This is a genomic window from Eubacterium callanderi (assembly GCF_900142645.1).
In the GTDB taxonomy this organism is placed as follows: Bacteria; Bacillota; Clostridia; order Eubacteriales; family Eubacteriaceae; genus Eubacterium; species Eubacterium callanderi.
This window is the reverse complement of sequence record NZ_FRBP01000003.1, coordinates 202,071-216,782: the sequence shown is the minus strand read 5'-3', so window position 1 is coordinate 216,782 and position 14,712 is coordinate 202,071. Positions and strand designations below refer to the sequence as shown.

Here is a 14,712-nt window from a genome sequence, read left to right as displayed (position 1 = left end):
ATTCACAACAAAACAAATAATGGAGGCACCATGAATAAGAAAAAAAGTATCATTATTACGCTTGTCATACTGGCAGTCGTTGTCGTAGCACTGGGCGTCTGGGCCTGTACGCGCACCAGCCAGCCGCAGGCGGCCGCTGTCAAAACCACAGCCCTCGAGAAGACCAATCTTCAGAGAACGGTTTCGACCAACGGTACGGTTGAGAGCACCTATGTAGAGCAGGTCAGCAATATGACCGGCATTCCGGTGTGGGATATTGATGTATCTGTCGGCGAATGGGTTGAAAAGGGCGACCGTCTCTGCCGCCTGTACGATGAAAAAAGCGATACCTGGGAACGTGTAGAAGCCACGACTTCCGGTACAGTGACAGCCATCAGCGCCCAGAACGGCGCCCCGGCTAACGGTGTGCTCTTTACCATTGAGGATACCAACAGCCTGCGTGTGGTCACGAATATCAAGGAGGCGGATGTGGGGACTGTACAGCCGGGAATGAAGGTAACCATTAAAACCGACGCGACCGGAGACAAGGAATATACCGGTACTGTGCAGAGCATCGCCCCCACTGCTGTCAAGCAGTCCAGCGCGTCCGGCACAGGTGCGACAGCCGCGGCTTCCTCGGGAAACCAGAACCCGGAATTTGAAACCAGGGTCCGCATTGACTCGGACATCAGCGGTCTGCTGATCGGGATGAAGGCGCGTCTCAACATCATTGTTGAGGAAAGAAACGGCGTTTACAGTGTTCCATTCGATGTGCTGACCACAGGTGCGAACAATGAAAGCTGTGTACTGGTAGCCGCTGACCCCAAGGACGGCGTCTATACTGTGAAGGAAGTACCTGTCACCACTGGTACGGAAACGGACTTCGCCATTGAAATTTCAGGCGACCAGCTGACAGAGGGGATGCAGATCATCACCGATATTGACAAGGTTAAGGCCGGCGATTCTGTCACACTGCAGCAGGCAAATAACAACAGTACAGCCCAGGCAGATACTGCCCAAGGAGACACCAATGCGCAATAAGATCATCGAGATGAAGGGCATTGTGAAGCGCTTCTATGTGGGTTCGCCCAATGAGCTTGAAATCCTTCATGGCCTTGATCTGGAAGTCTTAGATGGCGAGTTTATATCCATTATCGGGGCATCAGGCTCAGGCAAGTCCACGCTGATGAACATCATCGGCGCCCTTGACCGGCCCACAGAAGGCGAGTATTATCTGGATCAGCTGCTGGTCAGCACCATTAAGGACAGTGGCCTCTCTAAAATACGCAACCAGAAAATCGGCTTTGTGTTCCAGACCTTTAACCTGATTCCGCGCTCCACAGCGCTCAGCAACGTTGAGCTGCCCATGCTTTACGCGGGCGTGCCCAAGGCGGAACGCCGTGAGCGGGCAGAGGAGCTTCTGGCTCTGGTGGATATGTCGGACAGGGCAAAGCACCGTCCCAACGAGCTTTCCGGCGGACAGAAGCAGCGTATCGCCATCGCCCGCGCCATGGCCAACGACCCGTCCATTATTCTGGCCGATGAGCCCACCGGCGCGCTGGACAGTAAAACCGGCCGCATGGTCATGGATATTTTCCATGAGCTGCATGAAAAGCAGGGCAAAACCATTATTTTGATCACCCATAATCCAGAGCTGGCTGATGAAACCGAGCGGATTATCACCCTGAGTGACGGCAATATTGTCGGCACCCGGGCGGGCACAGGAGTGAGATTGGAGCGACACCATGAACTTGCTTGAGAATATTAAACTGGCCCTGGAAGGGCTGCGCGCCAACAAGATGCGGGCGCTGCTGACCATGCTGGGCATCATTATCGGGATCGCCTCGGTCATTGCCATCACCTCTCTTGGTGATGCCATGTCCAATACCCTGAACGAGACGCTCTCCAACGTGGGTGGGCGCAACATTCAGCTGTACGTCATGCCCAAGGATGTGGACGGTACTTACTCCAACAGTGATGAGGACAACATTACCGATGAGATGATTGAACGTTTCAGACAACGCTACGGCGATGAGATTGAGGGCCTTGAGATCAGCAATAACGTGGGGGCGGCCAAAACCGTTGATGTTATCCCACAGCAGGAGATGAAAATCACGGGCGCCAATCATGATTACTTCACCGTTGAAAATGTTAAGATCGTCCAGGGACGCGCCATCAGCGACCGGGATGTTGAGGGCGAGAAAAACGTCATCGTCATTTCCAGTATTATGCAAAAAAATCTGTACGGCGAGGGAAGCGATCCTATCGGTAAGGAAATAAAGGTGGAAACCACCTATGGAACAGAGAGCTTTTATGTGGTAGGGGTTTATCAGGACCCCATGGAGGATGCGACCCAGAGCGCCATGATGGTGGCGATGGGCGGCAGCGGCCGTTCGACGGCCTATATTCCCTACACAACCGCCAAGAACATCACAAACGATACAACAAAGGGCTACAGCATGATCATGCTCATGGCTTCTCCAAATGTCAGCTCCACAGAGCTTGCCACTAAGGCGGCAGCCTATTTCAATAAATTTTATCCTGAAAGCAGCAACAGCAAGGTAGAAGCCCAGAGTATGGAAAGCATCATGAAGGAAATGAACACTGCCATGTCTCAGGTATCCATGGCCATTGCGGTGATCGCGGGCATATCGCTGCTGGTTGGCGGTATCGGGGTTATGAATATCATGCTGGTATCTGTTACCGAGCGTACGCGGGAGATCGGGGTGCGCAAGGCTCTGGGAGCGCCCAACAGCGCCATCCGGATACAGTTCCTTGTTGAATCTATGATCATCTGTATCATCGGTGGTATCCTTGGCATCCTGCTGGGTGCGGGCTTTGGCGCTCTTGGCGGTCTGCTGCTCAAGACGGCGGTGGTGCCGTCCCTTGGCTCCATTGCTCTGGCTGTAGGCTTCTCAATGGCGATCGGCGTGTTCTTCGGGTACTACCCGGCCAATAAAGCCGCCAAGCTTGATCCCATCGAAGCCCTGAGGTATGAGTGAGAGCAAAACCGTGATCTTCGGATAGTTTGGCTGTTGCCTTCCTTTTGGCGTAGGGAACCACGCCCTCGTGGTTCCGCGCTATTGGATTGCCCCTGACAGGCTTAAACACTCCATCTGGATTTCCTGGATTATGTGTTTTTAAATTTTATCTTTACTTCCTGTGGTTAAAGTGCTAAAATATAGTAAATTAACTAAATAAAAAGCACCCTGAAGGGGAGTAACTCAACCATTAAGGAGCTGCTTAGTCGTCATTTCGAGCGAAAGCTCCGGCTAAGCATCAAGCGTTATACTTGAGAGTAAGACCTTTATTTCTAATTTCGCGTTTGTCTTTGGGCAGGCGGGGTAATTTAGAGATAAGGGTCTTTTATTTATAATTCAAGGAGGACAGAATGACAAACGAAGAAAGCAACAAGTCAAGGGAATCTTTCTTACTATCCGTAACGGAAACCGAGAAGGTTTATGACACCGATGCGCGCACCGGGCTCAGTGATGCCCAGGCAGCCGCCAGGCAGCAGACCTACGGCAAAAACAAAATGGCTGAGGGAAAGCGAAAATCGCTGCTGCGGATGTTCCTGGAACAGTTTAAGGATTTTCTGATTCTGGTACTGGTCGCTGCCGCGGTCATATCCGGGTTTCTGGGAGAAATCAGCGATGCCATTTTAATTTTAATCATTGTTATCCTCAACGCTGTCATTGGGATGGTGCAGGAAAATAAGGCTGAGAACTCCATGGAGGCGCTTAAAAAGCTGACCATACCCGAAGCCAAGGTGCTGCGGAACGGCGTGCAGACGGTCATTAAGGCCGAGGATCTGGTGCCGGGGGACGTGGTTTACCTGGACGCCGGGGATAACGTGCCCGCAGACGGCCGGCTCATCGAGGCCGCAGCCCTGCAGATACAGGAATCTGCCCTGACAGGGGAATCGGTGGCGGTTGAGAAAAACCTCTCTGATCTGAGCAACCCCGAGACGCCGCTGGGCGACCGGCTGAACTCGGTTTATATGAGCAGCACCGTAACCTATGGCCGCGGGAAATTTATTGTGACGAAGACTGGCATGGACACAGAAATCGGCAAGATCGCCGGGATGATCCAGGGAACAGTATCCATGCAGACGCCGCTGCAGAAACGGCTGACGGAGCTGGGAAAAATCCTGGCGGTGGGCTGTCTGGGCGCGTGTATTGTGATTTTCTTTATCGGCCTGGTGCGGGGCGGCGATATGCTGGAAATGTTTATGACCGCTGTAAGTCTGGCTGTGGCTGCCATTCCAGAGGGCCTACCCGCCATCGTTACCGTGGTGCTGGCCATGGGCACCCAGCGGCTGGTGGCCAAGCACGCCATCATAAGAAAGCTGCCCGCGGTCGAAACACTGGGCGCAGCGTCTGTGATCTGCTCAGATAAAACCGGAACGCTGACTCAGAATAAGATGACCATCAAGAAGGTCTATGCCAATGACGGGATCGTAAGCGCCGAGGATATCAAGGATGATGGCTTTACCGACAGTGAGCGTCTGGTTGTGCGGATCGGCCTGCTCTGCAATGACGCGTCCATCGTGACAGACGGCAGCGGCGTGAAGGAGATCGGTGATCCCACAGAGGTGGCGATGGTCGCCTATGCGGCCAGCCTCGGCTATCAGAAAAACGAGTATCTTGAAAAATATCCAAGGGTCAATGAAATCCCCTTCGATTCGGACCGTAAGCTCATGACCACAGTGCATAAGGACGGCGAGCATTATTACAGCTTTACCAAGGGCGCGCCGGATGTGCTGCTGAGCCGATGCAGAAATTATCTCAAAGGGACGGGAAGTATTCCCTACGAAAGTGTGGCTCTTCCCTTTGACGCTGAAGCCAGGGCCGAGGTTGAAAAGGCCAACGAAACCTTGTCCGATGACGCCTTCCGTGTGCTGGGCTTTGCCTTTAAACGCTATGACAGCGAGCCAGAAGTGACCATGGAAGAGCTCGAAAATGATATGACCTTTGTGGGGCTGACGGGCATGATTGACCCGCCGCGTGTGGAGGTCAAGGACTCTATCCATGAGTGCCACACCGCAGGCATTAAAACCGTTATGATCACCGGGGACCACAAGAATACCGCGGTGGCCATCGCAAAGGAGCTGGACATCTACGGCGAGGACAGTATCGCCTTGTCCGGCACGGAGCTGAGCAGTATGTCGGATGCGGAGCTGGAGGAAAAGATCGACCATGTGGCCGTGTACGCCCGGGTGTCGCCTGAGCACAAGGTGCGCATTGTGGACGCCTGGCAGAAGAAAGGTGCAGTGGTTGCCATGACCGGCGACGGGGTCAATGATGCTCCGGCGCTGAAGAAGGCCGATATTGGCTGTGCCATGGGCATTACGGGCACCGACGTCTCCAAGGAGGCGGCTGAAATGATTCTGACAGACGATAATTTTTCCACCATTGTCTCCGCGGTCAAAGAAGGCCGTGGAATCTACGAGAACATCAAGAAGGCTGTCCACTTCCTGCTCTCCTGTAACATTGCAGAAATACTGATCCTGTTTATCGCCACACTCATCGGCTGGATTCAGCCTTTGCTGCCTGTGCATATTTTATGGATCAACCTGATTACCGACAGCCTGCCGGCGCTGGCGCTGGGGGTTGAAAAGAACGACGATGACATTATGACCAAAAAACCAAGAGATCCCAAGGAAAGCATTTTTGCCCACGGATTGGGCGGACGCATTATTTTCCAGGGCGTTGTGCTGGCGGCCATCTCATTGTTTGTCTTTAATTACGGCAATTCCCACTTTGGCCTGGACGAGGGACGTACCATGGTCTTCGCGGTTCTGGGCTTATCCCAGCTGACCCATGTGCTCAATGTCCGGTCTGAAAGCAAATCGGTGTTCAGCAAGCAGTTTTTCACCAACCGGTACCTGTGGGGCGCGATTCTGATTTCAGCGGTCCTGCAGCTGTCCGTCATTCTGATACCGGCAGCCCACCCGCTGTTCAGCGTGACCTTCCTGAACCCTCAGGAATGGCTGATCATTGTGGCCGCGTCACTGGCGCCGCTGGTGGTTGTGGAAATCACGAAGCTCATCGGCCGGCTTGTACGCCGGGACAAATAAAAATAAAGCCCGCAGACAGTAAGGGTCTGCGGGCTTTTCTATTTGAGCTAGCTGGTCTGCGTGAGCAGCTTGATGATGGAAGCGTAAAGGTTCTGAGTGTCATTTTTCCAGTTGTCACAGATATTCAGCGCCTGTTTCTGGGACGGTGTGTTGATGTTCAGTTCCATCAGGACAATGTTATTTTCATGGAGCTTGAGCTGTACCTGGTAATCGCCGTCGGTATTTTTTGTATAGTTGCCGATGACCTTGACTTCTCTGAAAATGCGGTCCCGGTTCTGTGAGATGTAGAGCTCCAGCATTTCGCGGATATAGGCTGGGATGTCCTTCTCAAAAATATTCAGGGTCTCCCGCCCCTTGGCGGTGATGGCGACCACGGTTTTATCATCATCCATCTGGTATAAACGGATAAAATCATCCTCGATGAGGTTGTCGATATAGAGCTGAATGTCAAAATAGCTCATCTGCAGGTTTTCAATAATGATAAAGGCCACCTGCTCGCGGGTGATGCCGGTTTTGATTTTATTGAGTACGTATAGTATAATAAGCTTATCTTCAGCCTGATGTTGAGTGTTAAGCACGCGATGAACCTCCCTTGGAAAAATTGAAGTTACCCTATCATTATAGCACAGATTTAAAAACAAATGTGGTAAAAGGAGAAGATTTTTATGAATCCATTAAACGAAAAAATAGAGGCTCTGGGAAAGGGGCTTGGGGCGGCACAGGTTGGCTTTGCGGATTTAAGCGGCCTGCCGGACGGGTTAAACCTGGGCTATCCTGGCGCTGTGTCGGTGGTGGTGCGCCTGTCAAAGGGGATTTTAGCCCAGATGGACGACGCGCCCACAGCCACCTATTTCAGCCATTACCGCATTGTCAACCGTCTGATTGATGAGATTACCCTGAGGGTGGCGCTGGCCCTCGAGGAAGGGGGCGCGATGGCGGTAGCCGTTCCGGCTTCACAGTCGCTGCCGTCTGTAAAGGGCGAGAACCCATACCGCGGGCTCTTCGCCCACAAAACCGCAGCCGTCATTGCCGGCATGGGCTGGATCGGGAAGAGCGCTCTGTTTATCCACAGGGATTACGGCCCCGCGGTGCGGCTGGGAACCGTACTGACCGACGCGCCGCTTGACATTGTGGCCGCTCCTGGAAAGAGTGAATGCGGCAGCTGTCAGGACTGCGTGAAGGCCTGCCCGTCCATGTCCATCGAGGGAACGATTTGGGAGCCGGGCATGGAGCGCAGCTATCTGTTAGACGCCCACAGCTGCAGCGAGTATATGAAGGAAGCCTACCAGCACATTGGCCGCGGCTCGGTCTGCGGGCTGTGTATGGTGAGCTGTCCGCATTTCGGGAAAAACCTGTGAGTGCGCTTAAGAAGGAGAAATAAATGAGAAACAGGACAAGCCAGGACATGAAGCTGTCTGCTAAGGTACAGCTCAGAGGACACTGGGGGCCGGCGATTTTGATCATGTTCATCACATGGCTGGCCATCGCGGGGGTGCCGACCATTATGCTCCTGCTGGAAAAGGTGGTTTTTAACGTGGATCTGGACGCGGAAATCTATGACCGGGTTTCAAACATCGTATCGTTTGTTTTGGCAGGCCCGCTGTCCTATGGGGCCGCGCGCTTTTATATGAACCTGTACCACGGCCGGGAGGCAGGAGCGGCAGATCTGTTCACAGGCTTCAACCGGTTTGCCCGATGCTTTTTAGCCAATCTGGCCATGGGCGTCTTTACCTTTCTGTGGGCGCTGCTGCTCATTATTCCGGGGATTATCGCTGCCATCAGCTACTCCCAGACCTACTACCTGCTGAACGATTATGAGGAGCTGTCCTTTATGGATGCCATCACCCTGAGCAAGCTGATGATGCGGGATTACAAGCTGGAATATTTTCTGCTGTGCCTGACCTTTATCGGGTGGTGGCTTCTGGTCATCGTGACTCTGGGCATTGCCATCATTGTGGTGGGGCCTTACCTGAATGCCACCTTCGCCAATTTTTATATGGGCCTGAAGGAAGAGCGGCAGGCGGTTATTGATCATTTTATGGCTAGGAAGCAAAACTAAGCTTTCCAAATAAGGGGAAAGTATGGTATAATAAAAAACTGCGCTGCAGGCCTTTGACAGAGGCCTTGAATAGAAGAAAAATAGATTAAGTGAGAAAAACATTGGGTAAATTTAAAATAGAGGGTGTTGCCCCGGGCAGCATCTTTGAAGAACTGGAAATTGAAAAGGGCGACACACTGCTCACCATCAACGGAATGCCTGTGGCCGACATCATGGACTACCGGTATCTGCAGGCAGACGAGCAGTTGATGATCGAAATTGAAAAGCCAAGCGGCGAGATCTGGGAGCTGGATGTGGAAAAGGATTTTGAGGAGGATCTGGGGCTGGTATTTGATGAAAATATGCTGGAAACCCGGACCTGCAAAAACAATTGCGTTTTCTGCTTCATTGACCAGATGCCCCCGGGAATGCGGGAAACCTTATATGTCAAGGACGACGATGAGCGTCTCTCCTTTCTGCTGGGCAACTATGTCACGCTGACCAACCTGACCGAGGCGGAAATGGAGCGCATTGTACGCTACCGGATTATGCCCATCAACATCTCTGTGCATACGACAAACCCGGAGCTGCGGTGCGCCATGCTGCACAACCGCTTTGCCGGGTCGATTGTGGAATCCCTGCGGTATTTTGCCGATAACGGCATTGGCATGAACGGACAGATTGTGCTGTGCCCCGGCTATAATGACCGCGATGAGCTGAGACGGACCCTGAATGACCTAATGGGCTTTTACCCGCAGATGGCCTCCGTCTCTGTGGTGCCTGTGGGCCTGTCCAAATACCGTGAGGGGCTGGCAAAACTCGATAAATTTGACGCAGAGGGTGCCAGAGAGACCCTGTCCATCATCAGCGATATTCAGGATCAGATGCGGAGCCAGTATGGTACAAATTTTGTCTACGCCAGCGACGAGTTTTTCCTGCTGGCCGGCGAAGCCTTGCCGGATTCCAGCTATTACGACGGTTTCCCGCAGATTGAAAACGGCGTGGGCATGATGACAGATTTTAGGGAAAGCCTGGACGCCGCCCTGAGCGAAGCCCGCGGGGTACGTGGAAACGACGTATCCCGCAGAGTCGGCATTATCACCGGGCAGTTGGCTGCGGATTTTATGCGGGACTGCGCCAAAAAGGCAAGCGCCGTCTGCGGCGTGGAGCTGTCTGTTTATCCGGTCACCAATGATTTTTTTGGCGAGGACATCACAGTGTCCGGGCTGATCACGGGGACGGATATTATCAGGCAGGTGCCTCCGGGGGCAGACTGTTACCTGATCCCGGAAAATATGGTCCGCAGTCAGTCCCATGACCTGCTGGACGATGTGACAACAGAAGATATTGAAAAGGCGCTTCAGGCAGAGGTGCGCATTGTCCCGGTGGACGGCGCGGCCTTTCTGGAAGCGATGAAATAAGGAGGAATACTATGGCAAAACCGATTGTCGCAGTGGTGGGACGCCCGAACGTGGGCAAATCCACCCTGTTCAACAAGCTGGTGGGCGAGCGTATCGCCATTGTGGAAGACACGCCCGGCGTTACCAGAGACCGTATCATTGCGGATGCGGAGTGGCAGAACCATCATTTTACACTCATCGACACCGGTGGGATCGAGCCCCACACTAAGGATGATATTTTATTGCAGATGCGTGTCCAGGCAGAACTGGCCATCGACATGGCAGATTTGATCGTGCTGCTGGTGGACGGGCGTGAGGGGATGACTGCCTCCGATTTAGAGGTGGCCAACATGATCCGCAAGCACAGCAAAAACGTTTTGCTGGCTGTAAACAAGGTGGACAGCCAGCAGTTGGAAAACAATATTTTTGAATTTTACAATCTCGGCATTGGTGAGCCAATCGCCATTTCCGCCGAGCAGGGCCTTGGCCTTGGCGATTTCCTGGACGAGGTAATCGAACGGGTTAAAAAGGTCTATGATGAGGACGCGCAGGAGGATGATAACCTGAAAATCGCGGTGATTGGAAAGCCAAACGCGGGTAAATCCACCCTGATCAACAAAATGGTGGGCCATGACCGGCTCATCGTCAGCGATGTACCCGGCACTACCCGGGACGCCATCGACACAGAGGTGCGCTTTAATGGACGGGATTACACCCTCATCGACACTGCGGGGCTGCGGAAGAAGAAAAAAATTTATGAGGATATTGAGCGTTACAGTATTGTGCGCGCCATCGCCGCTGTTGACCGAAGCGATGTGGTTCTGGTGCTCATTGACGGGGAAAAGGGTGTGACCGAGCAGGACGCTAAAATTGCCGGTATCGCCCACAACCGCTCCAAGCCGTCCATCATCATTGTCAACAAATGGGATATTGTGGAAAAGGACACCAAGACCATGGATAAAATGAAAAGGGAAATCCGCGATACCCTTTCCTTTATCGACTATGCGCCCATCCTGTTTATCTCGGCCAAAACCGGGCAGCGGGTCAGCAAGATTTACGAAACCATTGATTTTGTCAAGAGTCAGACGGAAAAACGCATTACCACCGGTAAGCTCAACGAGGCCATGACAGAATTCATCATGATGAAGCAGCCGCCGACCAAGAGTGGCCGCCGTCTCAAAATCTTTTACGCGTCACAGACTGGTGTGAACCCGCCGACCTTTGTGGTATTTGTCAACGACGCGACGCTGATGCACTTTTCCTATCAGCGTTATCTGGAAAACAAAATCCGCGATACCTTTGATTTCGATGGCACGCCCATCCGGTTTTTTGTGCGGGAACGAAACGACTAACACAAACACAGGCCTCTTCATTGCGGTGGAGAGGGCTTTTTTATAGGGAGGATAAAATGAAACAGGAATACAGCATTGAAAGGATCGGCCGCAGAACCGATCAGGAGATCGAAAAACTGGCTGAAATATGGGAGGCTTCTGTGCGGGCCACCCATGATTTTCTGGGAGAGGAAGATATTCAGGGACTGGTCCCTGAGGTGAAGGCCGGCCTGAAGGGCGTGGAGCAGCTGATGCTGGCCCGTAACCACCTGGGCACAACCGTTGGATTTATCGGGATTGACAAACAGAAAATTGAAATGCTTTTTGTGGAGCCGAACTGGTTTGGAAAGGGCGCCGGCAGTTTTCTTATCTGCCATGCCCTTGAGAACTGCGGTGCCACCGCCGTAGATGTGAATGAGCAGAATCCCGGCGCAAGAGGTTTTTACGAGCATATGGGTTTTCGCGTAGCATCAAGGTCGCCCTTAGATGAGCAGGGGCGGGAGTTTCCGATTTTACATATGGAAAGAGAAGAAAAATAAGGCGATTATTAAAAAAGGACCGCTGCTCAGCGGTCCTTTTTTCTATTGCAGAAAATAATCCTCTTCCTCAAGCACGAGTTTTACGATCCTCAGATTTTCGAGCTCGGGCTTCAGGGCGGCGAGCTGCTCCTTCAGGCTGTCAAGTCTGCTGTCATCATAGACGCTGGCTTTATGGATGCCGACCAGAATGTAGGCGCCGTCGGGAGCTATTTTCAGGTAACCATTGTCAGCTTTAAAGGCGTAGAGATTCATTTTACACCTCGGCGGCCAGGGTGAGGGCTTTCAGCTTCGCGAGACCGGCCTGGGGATCGCGGTTCTGGGCAGCGACCCATTTTTCCAGCGCCTTGTAGGCCGCGCCGCTTGCGATGAGCTCATGGCTGCGCAGATAGCCTTCCGGAATGCTTGCAGCTTTTCCCGCAACATAGAGAATCAGCGCGCTGTTCAGGCAGACGATGTTGGTGCGGGTGGGGGTGGAGACGCCCTTCAGGATACGGACAATGCCCTGGGCGGCCGCGTCCACAGAGCCCCAGGGAGCCAGCTCGTCCAGTCTGCCCGGCTCAATCCCAAGGCTTTCCGGCGTCAGGATACTGCGCTTTACAGTGCCGTCGGGCATCAGCTCAGCCATGTGGGTGGCGCCGACTGTGGAGGCTTCGTCGATACAGCCGTCTCCGGCTTCGCCGTAGACGATCAGTGCGTGCTCATAGCCGATTTCACGCATGATGTCCGGGACAAATTCCAGCATATCCAGGGAGTAGACTCCGCGGACTGCGTATTTTGGCAGGGCGGGATTGGCCAGAGAGGCGGAGATGTTTAAAACGCTGCCGAAGGAGATCTGTGACAGCACCCGGCCGAGGGCAGTGGGATGGACCTCGGAGCTCATGCCGTTAAAGATGCCGATGCCCGCGTTCTCGATGCTGGCCTTTACCACGTCCACGCTGCAGTCCACATCCACGCCCAGGGCCTCCACCGCGTCGATGGTGCCGCACACAGAGGTGAGCGCCCGTGAGCCATGCTTGGCCATGGGGACGCCGTCTGCGGCGGCGATGATGCCGGCGACCGTGCTGATATTAAAGGTCTTAAAGGTATCCATGCCCGTGCCGCAGTTTTCCACCACAGGCACAGCGGTCTGAGGCGTGACCTTGCAGGTGTCAATTTCGTAGATGGCCTCAAAGCTGCCGGCTACTTCTGCGGCGGTCGGGCCCTTGGCGCTGAGGGCGGCCAGAAAAGCCCCCTGCTGCATGGGCGTCTGGCGGTCGCCCAGGATCTCCATAAACATTTCCTTTGATTCTTCCTTGGTCAGATTTTCACGGTTGATGAGGCCGGTGATCACCTGGCCATATTCTTTCATAGTAACTGCTTCCATTGTTTTACTCCTCCATATGGTGTGTTAATCAAAAACGACGATGGTCGACAGGGTTTCAAGCTGACGTACGCGCTCAAGGCCGTGCCGCAGCTCCTCGAGCGGAATGCGCTCAGTGATCAGGTCTTTTACAATCAGACTGCCGTTCTCCAGCAGTGCCTTGGCCCGGCGGCTGTGCGCAATGCTGCACCCGTAGGCGCCGGTCATGATCTGCTCCTTGTAGTGAATGGTGTTGATCTCGGGCTGGGTGGCGCCGTCTGGGATAATACCGCTGAAATGGCCGAAGCGCCCCTGCTTTTTAAGCACCCGGAGCGCCAGGTTCATGGCGTCTGCGGCTGCGCAGCAGGGGATCACCGCATCCACGCCCTGGCCGTCTGTCAGTTCCCTAATGGCGCCCTCGGCCTCCTGCCCGCTCGCGAAAACAGCGTCAAAGCCCAGCGTCTCGGCGCGGGCGGCCCGTTCGGGGTCAGACTCAAGCAGAAGGACCTTACGCACGCCCAGGGCTCTTGCCACACGCAGGTTGAGGATGCCCATACGGCCTGCGCCGATGATCAGCAGGGTGTCGTCAGGCGCAAGCTTCAGCTTTTCCTGGACGTTGACGCAGCAGGAGAGAGGCTCGATAAAGGATATCTCCTCAAAGCTCAGCGCGTCATTTTCAATGATGTTGATGATCTGGCCCCGGACGCCCTCCGCAGGCACCACCAGGTATTCCTGGAAGCCGCCATCATAGTTAAAGCCCATGATGCGCACGTGGTCGCAGAGGTTATCATCGCCCTCTTTACAATAGGCGCACGCGCCGCAGGCAATCCCCGGGTGCACGTGTACCCGCTGTCCCTCCTGGTAGCCTGTGACTGCAGCGCCCACACCGGCGATAACACCGGAAATTTCATGGCCCAGCACACGCGGGTATACCAGGTCACGCTGACCCATGGTCAGGCATTTGAGATCGGTTTTGCATAAATTGCAGGCCATGACCCTGACAAGGACTTCGTGGTCGCCGCAGGCCGGAATGGGCCTTTCGGTCATTTCCAGCTGGCCGGGGCCTGTTAAAACAACTGCTTTCATTTGGTATCTCCTTATTTTTCAAACAAAAAAAGCCCGACCTTAATCTAAGGTGCGAACTTTCCATCATTCCCACAGGCCTCCACCGCTCAGATAAAGACCGTCGACACATTTCAGGCAGGTTTTCTGACTGAGGATTAACGCCGGGCTCCCTTCCCATCCTTTTGGACAGTGGTGATGAGCCGGGCAATCCACTTACAGCGGCGGGCCCGTCTAAGAATCTCACTTAGTTCCCTATTATCTGCCATGCAGCACCTGAAATGTTTTATGCTTTTTTATTATCATATCACATTTGTTTTGGGTGTCAAGACAAAATGTAAAAGTTTTAATCCAAACGTGATATAATAGCGGTATTAACTGTGCGGCGACGCTGTTTATAAAAAATGAGGAGGAAAAAATGGGACATTTTGGATTTTCATACATCGGTGTACTGTATCTGCTGATGCTGTTTATCCCCAACCTGATCTGGACAAGGAGGCAGCCGGAGGGCTATGATTTCAGACATGAGCATAAACTGCTGGTGTGGTGTGAGCGTGTGGGGCAGGTGGGGGTGAGCTGCTGCGCCCTGATCTTTACGGATTTTAACCTCCGCCCTCTGACGCCCTGGAGCCTGTGGCTGGCGCTGTCCTTTGGGCTGATGCTGCTGTACGAGGGCTACTGGGTCCGGTATTTTAGAAGTGGGCAGAAGCTAAAAGATTTTTATTCGAGCTTTTGCGGTGTGCCGCTGGCAGGGGCAACGCTGCCGGTGGTTTCGTTTCTGCTCCTGGGGATCTACGGGAGGGTCATTTTGATGGTGGTGTTTGTGGTGATTTTGGGCATTGGGCATATCGGGATTCACTGGCAGCATTTCCGGGAGCTTAAGGAGTGACAGGTAAGGATCTTGAGAGACGAAGCCTTTTTCTTATCTGGACAAAAGGCGCAGTC

14 protein-coding genes and 1 riboswitch are annotated in these 14,712 nt (G+C 53.5%); of the genes, 10 read left to right on the top strand and 4 right to left on the bottom strand.

Features of this window, described 5'->3' with window-relative positions; translation table 11 throughout:
• The first annotated feature begins 30 nt into the window (after nt 1-30).
• The 4 genes from BUC22_RS04935 to BUC22_RS04920 all read left to right on the top strand — a co-directional run bounded on the left by BUC22_RS04935 (nt 31) and on the right by BUC22_RS04920 (nt 6,058).
• On the top strand, nt 31-1,020 hold the full coding sequence (locus BUC22_RS04935) for an efflux RND transporter periplasmic adaptor subunit (RefSeq protein ID WP_013379928.1): 990 nt from the start codon (nt 31-33) through the stop codon (nt 1,018-1,020).
• Nucleotides 1,010-1,738: an ABC transporter ATP-binding protein gene (locus BUC22_RS04930; protein WP_013379929.1), complete on the top strand. Its 729-nt coding sequence runs from the start codon at nt 1,010-1,012 to the stop codon at nt 1,736-1,738. Before BUC22_RS04935 ends, BUC22_RS04930 begins: the two co-directional genes overlap by 11 nt.
• Complete coding sequence (locus BUC22_RS04925) at nt 1,725-2,981, top strand: ABC transporter permease (RefSeq protein ID WP_013379930.1); 1,257 nt, start codon at nt 1,725-1,727, stop codon at nt 2,979-2,981. The genes BUC22_RS04930 and BUC22_RS04925 overlap by 14 nt, the downstream gene beginning before the upstream one ends.
• Nucleotides 2,982-3,370: 389 nt before the next feature.
• Complete coding sequence (locus BUC22_RS04920; RefSeq protein ID WP_013379931.1) at nt 3,371-6,058, top strand: calcium-translocating P-type ATPase, PMCA-type; 2,688 nt, start codon at nt 3,371-3,373, stop codon at nt 6,056-6,058.
• Between the two features lie 47 nt (nt 6,059-6,105).
• Here BUC22_RS04920 and BUC22_RS04915 read toward each other — a convergent pair whose 3' ends face one another.
• Nucleotides 6,106-6,636: a DUF4364 family protein gene (locus tag BUC22_RS04915; protein ID WP_013379932.1), complete on the bottom strand. Its 531-nt coding sequence runs from the start codon at nt 6,634-6,636 to the stop codon at nt 6,106-6,108.
• 87 nt (nt 6,637-6,723) lie between these two features.
• On the opposite strand from BUC22_RS04915, the gene BUC22_RS04910 reads away from it, so the two are divergent.
• The 5 genes from BUC22_RS04910 (at nt 6,724) to BUC22_RS04890 (ending at nt 11,366) form a co-directional block, all read left to right on the top strand.
• On the top strand, nt 6,724-7,416 hold the full coding sequence (locus BUC22_RS04910) for a 4Fe-4S double cluster binding domain-containing protein (RefSeq protein WP_073382426.1): 693 nt from the start codon (nt 6,724-6,726) through the stop codon (nt 7,414-7,416).
• A 23-nt stretch (nt 7,417-7,439) separates the two neighbouring features.
• Nucleotides 7,440-8,117, top strand: a complete 678-nt coding sequence (locus BUC22_RS04905) for a DUF975 family protein (RefSeq protein ID WP_070081172.1) — start codon at nt 7,440-7,442, stop codon at nt 8,115-8,117.
• Between the two features lie 101 nt (nt 8,118-8,218).
• Nucleotides 8,219-9,517, top strand: coding sequence for a DUF512 domain-containing protein (locus BUC22_RS04900; protein WP_154557243.1), 1,299 nt, complete (start codon nt 8,219-8,221; stop codon nt 9,515-9,517).
• Nucleotides 9,518-9,528: 11 nt separating this feature from the next.
• On the top strand, nt 9,529-10,848 hold the full coding sequence (gene der / locus BUC22_RS04895; protein WP_013379938.1) for a ribosome biogenesis GTPase Der: 1,320 nt from the start codon (nt 9,529-9,531) through the stop codon (nt 10,846-10,848).
• A gap of 56 nt (nt 10,849-10,904) precedes the next feature.
• Nucleotides 10,905-11,366: a GNAT family N-acetyltransferase gene (locus BUC22_RS04890; protein ID WP_013379939.1), complete on the top strand. Its 462-nt coding sequence runs from the start codon at nt 10,905-10,907 to the stop codon at nt 11,364-11,366.
• Nucleotides 11,367-11,408: 42 nt separating this feature from the next.
• On the opposite strand, the gene BUC22_RS04885 is transcribed toward BUC22_RS04890, so the two are convergent.
• The 3 genes from BUC22_RS04885 to BUC22_RS04875 are packed head-to-tail and all read right to left on the bottom strand — an operon-like array spanning nt 11,409 to nt 13,791.
• The gene (locus tag BUC22_RS04885) at nt 11,409-11,618 is read right to left on the bottom strand and encodes a hypothetical protein (protein WP_013379940.1); all 210 of its coding nucleotides are present in this window, start codon (nt 11,616-11,618) and stop codon (nt 11,409-11,411) included.
• Nucleotide 11,619: 1 nt separating this feature from the next.
• Nucleotides 11,620-12,729 (bottom strand): anthranilate phosphoribosyltransferase, encoded by a 1,110-nt coding sequence (trpD, locus tag BUC22_RS04880; RefSeq protein ID WP_013379941.1) that lies wholly within the window; start codon nt 12,727-12,729, stop codon nt 11,620-11,622.
• Between the two features lie 24 nt (nt 12,730-12,753).
• Complete coding sequence (locus BUC22_RS04875) at nt 12,754-13,791, bottom strand: alcohol dehydrogenase catalytic domain-containing protein (RefSeq protein WP_013379942.1); 1,038 nt, start codon at nt 13,789-13,791, stop codon at nt 12,754-12,756.
• A 96-nt stretch (nt 13,792-13,887) separates the two neighbouring features.
• Nucleotides 13,888-14,062: riboswitch (cobalamin riboswitch) on the bottom strand.
• 123 nt (nt 14,063-14,185) lie between these two features.
• Here BUC22_RS04875 and BUC22_RS04870 point away from each other — a divergent pair.
• Nucleotides 14,186-14,656, top strand: coding sequence for a hypothetical protein (locus tag BUC22_RS04870; protein WP_013379943.1), 471 nt, complete (start codon nt 14,186-14,188; stop codon nt 14,654-14,656).
• Nucleotides 14,657-14,712 lie beyond the last annotated feature (56 nt).

Excerpts from the sequence above, each read along its gene's own strand:
- BUC22_RS04925 (WP_013379930.1), top strand. The coding sequence starts at position 1,725 with ATGAACTTGCTTGAGAATATTAAACTGGCCCTGGAAGGGCTGCGCGCC.
- BUC22_RS04930 (WP_013379929.1), top strand. The coding sequence starts at position 1,010 with ATGCGCAATAAGATCATCGAGATGAAGGGCATTGTGAAGCGCTTCTAT.
- BUC22_RS04875 (WP_013379942.1), bottom strand. The coding sequence starts at position 13,791 with ATGAAAGCAGTTGTTTTAACAGGCCCCGGCCAGCTGGAAATGACCGAA.
- der (WP_013379938.1), top strand. The coding sequence starts at position 9,529 with ATGGCAAAACCGATTGTCGCAGTGGTGGGACGCCCGAACGTGGGCAAA.
- BUC22_RS04885 (WP_013379940.1), bottom strand. The coding sequence starts at position 11,618 with ATGAATCTCTACGCCTTTAAAGCTGACAATGGTTACCTGAAAATAGCT.
- BUC22_RS04920 (WP_013379931.1), top strand. The coding sequence starts at position 3,371 with ATGACAAACGAAGAAAGCAACAAGTCAAGGGAATCTTTCTTACTATCC.
- trpD (WP_013379941.1), bottom strand. The coding sequence starts at position 12,729 with ATGGAAGCAGTTACTATGAAAGAATATGGCCAGGTGATCACCGGCCTC.
- BUC22_RS04890 (WP_013379939.1), top strand. The coding sequence starts at position 10,905 with ATGAAACAGGAATACAGCATTGAAAGGATCGGCCGCAGAACCGATCAG.
- BUC22_RS04905 (WP_070081172.1), top strand. The coding sequence starts at position 7,440 with ATGAGAAACAGGACAAGCCAGGACATGAAGCTGTCTGCTAAGGTACAG.
- BUC22_RS04910 (WP_073382426.1), top strand. The coding sequence starts at position 6,724 with ATGAATCCATTAAACGAAAAAATAGAGGCTCTGGGAAAGGGGCTTGGG.
- BUC22_RS04935 (WP_013379928.1), top strand. The coding sequence starts at position 31 with ATGAATAAGAAAAAAAGTATCATTATTACGCTTGTCATACTGGCAGTC.
- BUC22_RS04870 (WP_013379943.1), top strand. The coding sequence starts at position 14,186 with ATGGGACATTTTGGATTTTCATACATCGGTGTACTGTATCTGCTGATG.